At 70.2% G+C, this 9756-nt stretch carries 8 protein-coding genes; all 8 read left to right on the plus strand.

What is annotated here, in order from left to right; translation table 11 throughout:
- Position 1: 1 nt before the first annotated feature.
- The 8 genes from ACFZCD_RS04915 (at position 2) to ACFZCD_RS04950 (ending at position 9468) form a co-directional block, all read left to right on the plus strand.
- Positions 2 to 1195 (plus strand): CaiB/BaiF CoA transferase family protein, encoded by a 1194-nt coding sequence (locus ACFZCD_RS04915; protein ID WP_391827878.1) that lies wholly within the window; start codon positions 2 to 4, stop codon positions 1193 to 1195.
- Between the two features lie 53 nt (positions 1196 to 1248).
- Positions 1249 to 2439 carry an acyl-CoA dehydrogenase family protein gene (locus ACFZCD_RS04920; RefSeq protein ID WP_391827880.1) on the plus strand — a complete coding sequence of 397 codons (1191 nt, stop codon included), beginning with the start codon at positions 1249 to 1251 and terminating at the stop codon, positions 2437 to 2439.
- Positions 2439 to 3506 carry an acyl-CoA dehydrogenase family protein gene (locus ACFZCD_RS04925; RefSeq protein WP_391827882.1) on the plus strand — a complete coding sequence of 356 codons (1068 nt, stop codon included), beginning with the start codon at positions 2439 to 2441 and terminating at the stop codon, positions 3504 to 3506. The genes ACFZCD_RS04920 and ACFZCD_RS04925 overlap by 1 nt, the downstream gene beginning before the upstream one ends.
- A gap of 500 nt (positions 3507 to 4006) precedes the next feature.
- Positions 4007 to 4417 (plus strand): hypothetical protein, encoded by a 411-nt coding sequence (locus ACFZCD_RS04930; RefSeq protein WP_391827884.1) that lies wholly within the window; start codon positions 4007 to 4009, stop codon positions 4415 to 4417.
- Positions 4418 to 4636: 219 nt separating this feature from the next.
- Complete coding sequence (locus ACFZCD_RS04935; RefSeq protein WP_391827975.1) at positions 4637 to 5296, plus strand: hypothetical protein; 660 nt, start codon at positions 4637 to 4639, stop codon at positions 5294 to 5296.
- Positions 5293 to 5946, plus strand: a complete 654-nt coding sequence (locus ACFZCD_RS04940; protein WP_391827886.1) for a hypothetical protein — start codon at positions 5293 to 5295, stop codon at positions 5944 to 5946. Before ACFZCD_RS04935 ends, ACFZCD_RS04940 begins: the two co-directional genes overlap by 4 nt.
- 900 nt (positions 5947 to 6846) lie before the next feature.
- Complete coding sequence (locus tag ACFZCD_RS04945; protein WP_391827977.1) at positions 6847 to 8244, plus strand: DUF4157 domain-containing protein; 1398 nt, start codon at positions 6847 to 6849, stop codon at positions 8242 to 8244.
- Between the two features lie 390 nt (positions 8245 to 8634).
- Positions 8635 to 9468, plus strand: coding sequence for a hypothetical protein (locus tag ACFZCD_RS04950; protein ID WP_391827888.1), 834 nt, complete (start codon positions 8635 to 8637; stop codon positions 9466 to 9468).
- The last annotated feature ends 288 nt before the right edge of the window (positions 9469 to 9756 follow it).

Below are 9756 nucleotides of genomic sequence, written 5' to 3' on the forward strand. Positions count from 1 at the left end.
GATGTCCGAGAAGCCGAGCGGCCCGTCCGCCCGCGGACTCCTCGCCGGAGTGCGCGTCATAGAACTGGCCGGCGTGATCATGGCCCCGTACGCCGCCCAGCAACTCGGCGACCTGGGCGCGGATGTGATCAAGGTCGAGCCGCCCGCCGGTGACATGACCCGCCACTACCCACCGCGGCGCAACCCCGGCATGGGCGGCACGGCCCTCAACCTCAACCGCAACAAGCGCAGCGCCGTCATCGACCTCAAGGCCCCGCACGGCCGCGACGCCCTGCTCGCCCTGCTCCGCACCGCCGACGTCTTCATCACCAACCTGCGCCCGCAGGCCCTGGAGAAGCTCCGCCTGGGCTACCACGACGCGGCGGCCGTCAATCCCGGCCTGATCTACGCGAACGCCCAAGGCTTCCGCAGCGACAGCCGCTACGGCACCCACGCCGCCTACGACGACATCATCCAGGCGGCCAGCGGCCTGGTCTGGCTCAACCACAAGGTCTCCGGCCGGCCCCACTACGTCCCCACGGTGCTGGCCGACAAGATCTGCGGCATGCAGATCGCCATGTCGGTACTGGCCGCGGTCCACTACCGGGAGCACGGCGGCACCGGCCAGCACATCGAGGTCCCGATGGCCGACACCATGCTCGCCTTCAACCTGGTCGAGCACCTGGGCGCGGCCACCCTGGAGCCCGACGGGGAGTTCGGCTCGGCACGCTCGCTCAGCCCGCAGCGCCGGGCCCAGCGCACCGCGGACGGCTGGATGTGCATCCTGCCGCACAGCGACCGCAACTGGCAGGACTTCACCGCCTTCGTCGGCCGCCCCGACCTCGCCGACGACCCGCGGTTCACCACCGGACCCGACCGGGCCCGCAACGCCGACCAGTTCTATCCCTTGCTCGCAGAGCTGACACCCCGCCACACAACAGCGGAATGGCAGGAGTTCTGCGACCGCTCGGGCATCGCCGCCGCCCCGGTGCTCGACCTGGAGTCCGCCGCCACCACTGCCTACGCCCAAGAAGGCGGCCTGCTCCACGAAGCCGAGCACCCCACCGAGGGCCCCTACCGGGTCATCGGCCGCCCGGTCCGCTACTCGGCCGACCCGTACCCGGAGCTGAGGCCCTGCCCGGCCATCGGCCAGCACACCGACGAAGTCCTCCGTGAAGCCGGCTTCGACCCCTCCCTGCTGCACCCCGTGAACTGACGGGATCCGTACCGAAACCACCGCCAGACCCCCGTCCCTGGAGCGAACGAACCATGTCCCCTTCGGCGCTTTCACCGATCACCATCCCCGACGCCGCCCTGCCCGAATCAGCCCGCCGGCTGCGCACCGAGGTCCGCGCCTTCCTCGACGAGGAGCGCGCCCGCGGCACCGTGCTCGGCCGCCCCGACTCCTGGCTGGCCGGCTGGGACCCCGGCTTCAGCCGCCGCCTCGCCGAGCGCGGCTGGGTCGGCATGGCCCTGCCCACCGAGTACGGCGGCGCGGGCCGCGGCTTCCTGGAACGCTATGTGGTGATCGAGGAACTGCTCGCCGCCGGCGCCCCGGTCAGCGCGCACTGGGTCTCCGACCGGCAGGCCGGCCCGTCCGTCCTCCAGCACGGCACCGAGGAGCAGCGCCGCTTCTTCCTGCCCCGGATCGCCGCCGGCCGGTGCTTCTTCTCCATCGGCATGAGCGAGAAGGGCAGCGGCTCCGATCTCGCGTCGGTCCGCACCCGCGCCGAACGCACCTCCGACGGCTGGCGGCTGACCGGCACCAAGATGTGGACCGGTGGCGCCCATGCCAACGACTACGCCATCGTGCTGGCCCGCACCGACGAGGCCGAGGACAAGCACACCGGACTCAGCCAGTTCATCGTCGACCTGCGCGCCCCCGGGGTGCGGATCGAGCCGATCCGGCTGATGAGCGGCGAGCACCGCTTCAACGCCTTCCACTTGGACGGCGTCGATGTCCCGGACGGCATGCTGCTCGGACGGCGGGGCGACGGCTGGAAGCAGGTCACCGGGGAACTCGCCTTCGAACGCAGCGGCCCGGAACGCTATCTCTCCACCTTCCCCCTGCTCGTCTCCCTGCTGCGCGAACTCGAGCAGCGCGTCGCGTACAAGTCACTTACATCCGTCACGGCCGCCCAGCTCACCCAGATCGGCCTCCTGACGGCCCGTCTGCACAGTGTTCGCCGGCTGTCTCTCGGCGTGGCCGCCGCCCTGGACTCCGGCGCCTCACCCGACACCCAGGCCGCCCTGGTCAAGGACCTCGGCACCCGCCTGGAGGGCACACTGGTCGACACCGTCCGCAGCATCCTGCCGACCCCGGCCGACCCGCACGCCACTCCCGGCAGCCACGCCGAACTGCTCGCCTTCGCCCTGCTGCACAGCCCCGGCTACACCCTGCGCGGCGGCACCAACGAAATCCTTCGCGGCATCATCACTCGTGGTCTGGAGCAGCACTGATGAACACCCACACGATCGACACGGACACCCCCGTCATCTCCGCCGACGCCTACGACACCGCCGCCTTCTTCACCGGCTCCGAAGCCATCGCCGTCGTGACCAACACCACCGCCCCGGACGCGGTGACCCTACCCTCCCCGGACGCTTCCACCGCCGCACTCCTCGTCGCCGTCCAGGAGGCAGGGCGCCGGGCAGTCCCGGCCCCGTTCGCCGAGACCGCCCTGGTCGCCCGCCCGTTGCTGCGCCGCGCCGGCCTCCCCGTCCCGGACGGGCCGCTCAGCTACGCCGTCACCCCCGAGCTCACCATCCGCTACGCCCACCCCGCTGCTTCTCCCATCGGCTCGGCCGGCTGCCTGGGCGACGACGACACGCTGCTGGTCACCGGGACCCTGCACCGTGTCCCCTGGGCCCGGGCCGCCGGCGCCGTGGTCGTCCTGGCCACCGCCCCTTCCGGCCCCGTCCTGTTCACCCTCGACCCGGACCGGGCCGCTCTCACCCCCGGCGCCAACCTCGCCGGGGAACCCCGCGACGACCTGCACCTCGCCACCCTGGAGATCCCCGCCGCGCGGGTCCGCCGAATCCCCCGCGAACTGCTGGAGGAAGCCGGACACCGCGCGGCCCTGGGCCGAGCCGCCCTGATGGCCGGAGCCGCCGAACGCTGCGTCGAACTGACCGTCGCCCACACCACCGCCCGCGTGCAGTTCGGCCGTCCGCTCAGCCACTTCCAGGCGGTCAAGCAAGAGGAGGCGCGACTGGTAGAGGAGGCCGCCCTGGTCCGCGCTGCCGTCCAGGCCGCTGCCACCCCGCTGGACACCGGCGGGCCGGCCGCACACTTCGCCGTCGCTGCCGCCAAGACCCAGGCGTCCGCCTCGGCCGCCGAGATCGCCCGCATCGCCCACCAACTCCACGGCGCCATCGGCATCACCCAGCTCAACCCACTCCACCTCGCCACGACCCGGCTGTGGTCCTGGCGCGACGAGGACGGCGACGAAACCGACTGGGCGCTCCGCCTGGCCCGCTCCGTCACCGCGGCCACCCTCTGGCCCGCTCTCACCACCCATCCCTGACCCTCGCCCCCGCACCCTCCCCGCCACCGCCGACCGGTTCAACCCGGCCGGCGGCCTCAGCGAGATGACATCGGTCACCGCCGACGCACTGCGCACCGCCTTCGCCCCCGACGGGCCCCTCGGGAAGATCCGCTGGAAGGCTGGGAGGACGCGCTGCTGCACGGCATCGACAAGGCGGTCGAGGTCGGCGGGGGCGGCCTGGTTGATGGAGCCGATGGGCGTGAGGGCGACGTGCAGCCCGTTGTTGGGGACGGCGTCCATGCCCAGGGGCGCAGTGTGTGTTGTGGCAGTGCTGGGCGCGGCTGAGCAGGGAGGTGGCGTGCTGGAAGGTCGGCGGTCAGCGGTACGCGCGTTCCAGCCTTCGCTTCCAGGACTGTCGCGTCGTCGACATCGAAGCCCGGATCGTGGGCATCTCACAACCCGCGCGACTGCTCAGCCCGGTCCGGTGACCAGGGGAAGCCCGTGGCCACCGGACCGTTCGGTATGCCAGGCTCCGGCATATGGAGTCCCACAACGAGCAGGCCGCAGGCGAGGTCCTGCATCAACGCGGCTGGCGCAGGGCGTTCACCGTCCAGGAGATGGTCGGCAAGTGGGCCTGGCTCGTAGGTAAAGTCGAGGACGGTTACAGCGACCTGGTCGACGAGTACACCAACGACCTCTACAGCCGGAACTGGCTGCACCAGGCATGGCCGATCCTCACCGAGCGCGAGATCCTCCTATGGACCCCGCAGATCAAAGCCCTCGACGACCGCTTCCGGGCCACCACCGTCTTCGACGACGGCATCGCCTTGTCGCAGTTCCACCGGATCAGCGGATTCGACCCCATCGACATGTGGTGGTGGCGACGCCATCCTCGTCTGCTCGTCGGCGATCTCGGCCGCTCGCTCCGCTCGGCAGGCGCCACCGGCTGATCCTCGGCAGCACAACGCATGAGAGTCCGCCGAGCCATGATCACCACGCGGATCACTCAGAGGAGCGACAGCGTCGACCCCCACCTGGCATCACGGACTTCGGCATCGCTGAACAGACCGCCATGCGCTACGCCGGCACCGCCCGCCCGGAGTGAACCACGAAACTGCCCAGGTAGCGGGCCTGCCTGGAGCCCGATGCCGCAGTTAAAGCCCGTGGCGATGTGGCAGCGGGTCCGGCATGATCGCCGTGTGTTGGTGATGCAACCCGTTCTGGAGATCGACGCTACCGATGACTTCGCGCTCTGGCCGGTTGGCGAGTACGAGTCGTACGGCTATCTGGTCCTGGATGGGGAGCTGACTCCGGCGGAGGTCGGCACGGCGGCTATGCAGATCGCCCACTGCAACGACTTCGAGCCGGAGGAGGAGCACAGGCCGCGCCCGACAGACCCGCTCGGCGCGTTCCTGCACGGGCTGCTCACCATGCCCGATCTGTTCGCCGCCGGTGGGTTCCGGGTGACCGACAATGCCACCGGCACCGTCTTCGTCGAGCCGGGCTGCTGCAATGGCCTGGAGACCTGGCGGGACTGGCTGGAGGTGCTCGACGGCACCGGCTACGCCGCCTTCGGCCACGACCCGTCCTCGGTAGCCGAACGCGTCGGCGACACCGTCCGGCTGACTCTCGATGCCCACGCGAAGGACGGCAGCCCGACGGTCGAGCTGCCAGTGGACCAGGTACGCGCGCTCGTCACCGGTGCCCGGCAGGACTTGCAGGGCTTTCTCGGCCTCGCCGGAACCTGGGCCGAACAACATCTGCCGGCCCATGCCCCCGCCGTCACTGCCGCTCTGGCCCGGGCACTGGACCTGGAGCCCGCACAATGACCAGCTTCCTGACCCACCGAGCGCGCGTGCACGACCCCCGGCTCCCCCTCCACCGCCGGCACAGCGCGCTGCGGACGTGCATCACCCTCTTCGCGCCCTACGGCTTCCGGGCGACCTACCACCACCTCACACTCAGCGTCCGGATCCCCCGGCACCTGGAGGCGGACCCGGACGCGCTGGTGCGGGCGGTGGAGGAACTGCATGAGGCGCGGGTGCTGTGGCTCGCGCGGGCGGAGGAGTACACGATGCAGCGCCGGGTGGAGAAGCGGGCCGGGCGGCGGGCCGTAGCGAACCCGCGACCGTGGTGGCTGCGGAGCAGGTGGGACGGCCCGGACCGGGCCTGGTACGACGACCCGTTCCGCCACCCGTCGCTGCGACTGTCCGAGTATGTCCGGAGACAGAACGCGATCCTGGACGGCGTCGATCTCCCCGGCTGCCCGGCCTGCGGGGACGAGGGACCGCGAGTGCTGAGCTCGGCCGGGCATGGCTGGATCGAACTGTGCCGTGGGTGCGCTTGGGCGCCGGCGCCATGCCCGTGTGGTCTCCGGCACCGGCTCGTGTCGGAGACCACGTACGGCTGGAACGAGATCTGGCAGCGGGCGCACATGAGCGATGAGGGCATCCCGAACCCCCACTGGCCTGGTGGTTAGGGATTGTCCGGTGGGTGGCGTGATTACCTCACTGCGGCGACTCGGCCGGGGTGCCCGCAAGAAGGCTTGACCTCGGGGTAGAGCGCAAGTGGTCGAGGGTTCCTGTGAGGGGGACATGCGGCCATTGATCCCTGAGGAGGAGGGCGAGTAGCCGGATGGCCACTCGCTCCGGCCGATTGAACCGTGCGTTCGACTGACGTCGTCCCTGGCGGGGAGCGTCCAGAAGGTTGGTGATGAGCTTGCGCAGCCGCCCCTCGACCACCGGCTGTACGCCGTGTACGAGCTGCGCGCCGTAGACGATGGCGGCCCCGGCGGGACCTGGGGGCACAGGTTCATCCCCTCCGGCAGGCGGGTTCCGCAGGTGTCGGGCGCGGGAAGGGGCGGTCGGGTGGGCAGGCCCCGTATCCGGCGGCGGCTGCCGCGCCGCAGCTCAAACGGGCCTTCTCCTCTCCGTGTTCGCTGCCCTGGCCGACCCGGTCTCCCAGGCCTGCGACGACAAGAAGACCGCCCAGGGAAAGCACCCCACCCAAGCGCTCCTCTGCCTCGCCAGACGGTGAGCAGACGTGCTCTTCACCATGCTCCGCGACGGCACCTTCTACGACCTCCAACCGCCCCTACGGGTTGATGAAACCCATAGGGGCGCCCCTTCAAGGAAGTGGGGGCCCCGCCCCCGGCGGAGGCGAGCCGGGCCTCGAGGTCGCCTCCACCGGCGCCGCGTTCCGAGAGGGGCTCAACCGGATTGAACACCGCCACCAGGTCAGCAGCCGGGCTGTCCGCGGCGCATTCGTGGCATAGCCTCACTTGTGCTGCGTTTTCGGATCTCCTCGGCCGTACGAGGGTGAATGGGGTGAATGAAAGGTGACCTCGCACGTCCGGGTGCCGCTCAGCAACGGCAAGGCGATGTCAAGCCCTGCCTCCTGGTGGCCCGCGAGCCCCGCCCGCCGGCCATGCGGCTGCGCACCAGGGACGAGGGGCTGTCACCATGGCGGATCGTCCGCGTCCGCGTCGACCGCGGGCTGCTGCGCGCATGCGGGTCCAGGAACGGACCTCACCCGGGTAAGGGTGCACGGCGACGCTCCCGCGGCCAAGCCACTCGCTGCTCGTGGCCCGGCAGTGCGCGGGACCACAGGCCTGCAGTTGCTGTCCGGTTCGCCACCGAGCACCCGAGCCGTATCACCGGCAGCCGCAGCGCGCCTCGTCACCGTTGCGCCGGCATCCTCCGGACGACCGCTGGAAGCAGGCATCCGTTCACGGATGGAGTACGGCTTCTCCCACGATTTCTCCAGTGTCCGTGTCCACACCGGCGCGGATGCCGCAAGGTCGGCGAGTGCCTTGGGAGCACTCGCCTACACATGGGGCCGCAACGTGGTCTTCGGAGCCGGCCGGTACAGGCCCGGTAGCCGCGGCGGGGAACGGATCGTCGCCCATGAGCTGGCCCATGTTCTCCAGCAGCAGCCGGCGGCCGGACATGTGGGGCAGACCGCTCTGCAGGTCGTGGCCGCAGAAGGACTGGAGCGGGAGGCGGACACCGCAGCCGCCGTGGTGTCGGCCGGCGGCCGGGCCCGGATCTCCGGACGGGTCGGCACCGCCGTGCAGTGTCAAACACAGGACACCGAAGCCGCAGCCGAAACCACAGGCGAGACGGACCAGGAGTTGCCGGTCCACGATGGGGACACTCCGCCCGGCGGCCCGATCCGGCCCGTGCCCGACAGCCCCGCCGAGCTTGCATCCCCTGAGGCCGGACTAGGGCCCGCGGGTGGACCAGGTGCCTCTGCAGCTACTGCGGCAACGGCTCTCGACCACCGCCAAAGCCCCGTGCCAGGGTCCCTGCCACGGTGGATCAGCCGCATCGACATCTCCCTCACCGCGCAAACGCTCAGCTACCACTGGAACGACGGCGCTCCCGGAGAGACGGGTCCGATCTCCTCCGGCCGCGGGCGGCCGTGCACGGCGACCGACCCCTGCGCCAATCAGAACAGCCTCAATTGCACACCTGAAGGCACCTTCCACCCGGCCTTCCTCGGCGGGCCGGGTTATACGAACACCAAAGGCGATGCAATGTCCTGGTACGTGGACCTCGGCATCGACGGCCGCGGCATCGGCATCCACAATTCGCAGCCCGTACGCGGCCACCCCGCATCGCACGGCTGTGTGCGCGTCCTGAACAAGATGGCACAGACCATCAACGAGAACGTCATCCGCCGCACCGACATCGTGATCAAAGGCAAGGCGGCTACCGCCCCTTGGCGCGACCGAACCTGCCCGGCACCCCCGCACCGCCCATCACACCGCAAATGAACTCGTCCCCTGCAGCCGACACCACTGGTTCGCTCGCATAACAGCGTTAACGGTTGAATCTCGTCTTCCGGCGACACAACGGCAGACACCCGGTTGCCCTGGTGAGCCTGATTCGGTGCCCGCAACGCGCAGGCTCGGCGTCGCCGGACTGGTGCCGGAGTCCGGGCCCTGCACACTCTCCGGTTCCAGGGCTCCGGTGACGAACTGCCCGGATCACGGCCAGGGACGTCACCGTTCTCCGGAGAGGGTATGCGGTCGCGACCGCTCCTCGTTCGTGGGTCTGACCGCGCAGAGGCCCAAACACATCCCGGTAAAGTGTTCGATATTCGTGACGGTGTGCACGTGACCCACGGAGCGCAAGATGCGCACGCGCCATGGGGGAGACAGTAAGTGAGCGGGTCCAGAACGACAGACGGCAACCGTGCGACACCCGACGGTGCGCTATGGGCGTTCTTCCGCTCCTGGTCGGGGGGCGTCACGCCCGCTCGCACGGCCGACCACGTGGAGGACCGGCTCATCACCGCGATGCAGTCCGCCCGCACCGTACTCGGCCTGCTCGCCGCCGTCTGGCTGATCGCGTCCTACCCGCTGAGCGGCGGCGGGCAGCAGTTCATCCTCGGCAAGCTCCTCGAACTGGCCTTTTCCTGCGCCATCCTGGCCGTGGGAAGCATCACCGGCATCACCGTCTTCCTCATCGCCAGCACCCCGGACAGACGCCGGGACTTCGCCGGGCGCCTGCGCAGACCGGTCTCGGCCGCCCTCCTGCTGGCCGCGGGCCCCACCTGCATCTGGCTGTCCATCGCAGCCCTCAAAGGTGACCTCGTCGACGGCGAAGACCTGAAGAACCTCTTCGCCACCGTCACCGGCCCCGGCATCATCTGCACCGTACTGGCCTTCCTGGCCCTGGCGGTCGGCTGGCTCGCGGCCCTCGCCGTACTGCTCGGCTCGAGCGTCTACACCCTCCTGGCCACCTACGCCTGCGTCTTCACCTGCTTCATGGCCAGAGACGTGCACCGGCTGCTCCCAGCGCTCATATCACCCCTGCTGGTCTGGTCCCTCCTCGCCTTCCAGGTGTTCAACGGTCCCGACGTCGCCGCGCCGCCGGAAGTGCTGTACACCTTCATGCTCGGCGGCCCGCTGTCGGTAACCGCACTCTCCGTCTGGGAAGTGCGCCGCCTGCGCGCCCGCCACGGAATCACACTCCGCACCGCACTCGGCCACTGAACACCCCAGGCGCCCGGCCCCCGGCGCGTCAGCCCCGGCAGGGCAGGCGGTGGCGCAGGGGGTATCCGGCGAGGACCAGTTGCACGGTGCCCGGACCCCGGCGCCCAGGTCGGCCTGTATCGCCGGTACAGTCACCTGGGCGACAGTGGCGTTGAGCGGTTGTACGAAAGTGGTGCTGAGCACCACCGGCGCACTAGTAGTGCTTTGTTAGGTGGTGTCGTAGGGCTGCCAGGGTGTGGGCTGGTGGCAGGTCGGGCAGGTAGCGATCCAGGTCGCGAGTAGGTGTTG

This window comes from Streptomyces sp. NPDC008001 (genome assembly GCF_042958085.1).
Taxonomy (GTDB): domain Bacteria; phylum Actinomycetota; class Actinomycetes; order Streptomycetales; family Streptomycetaceae; genus Streptomyces.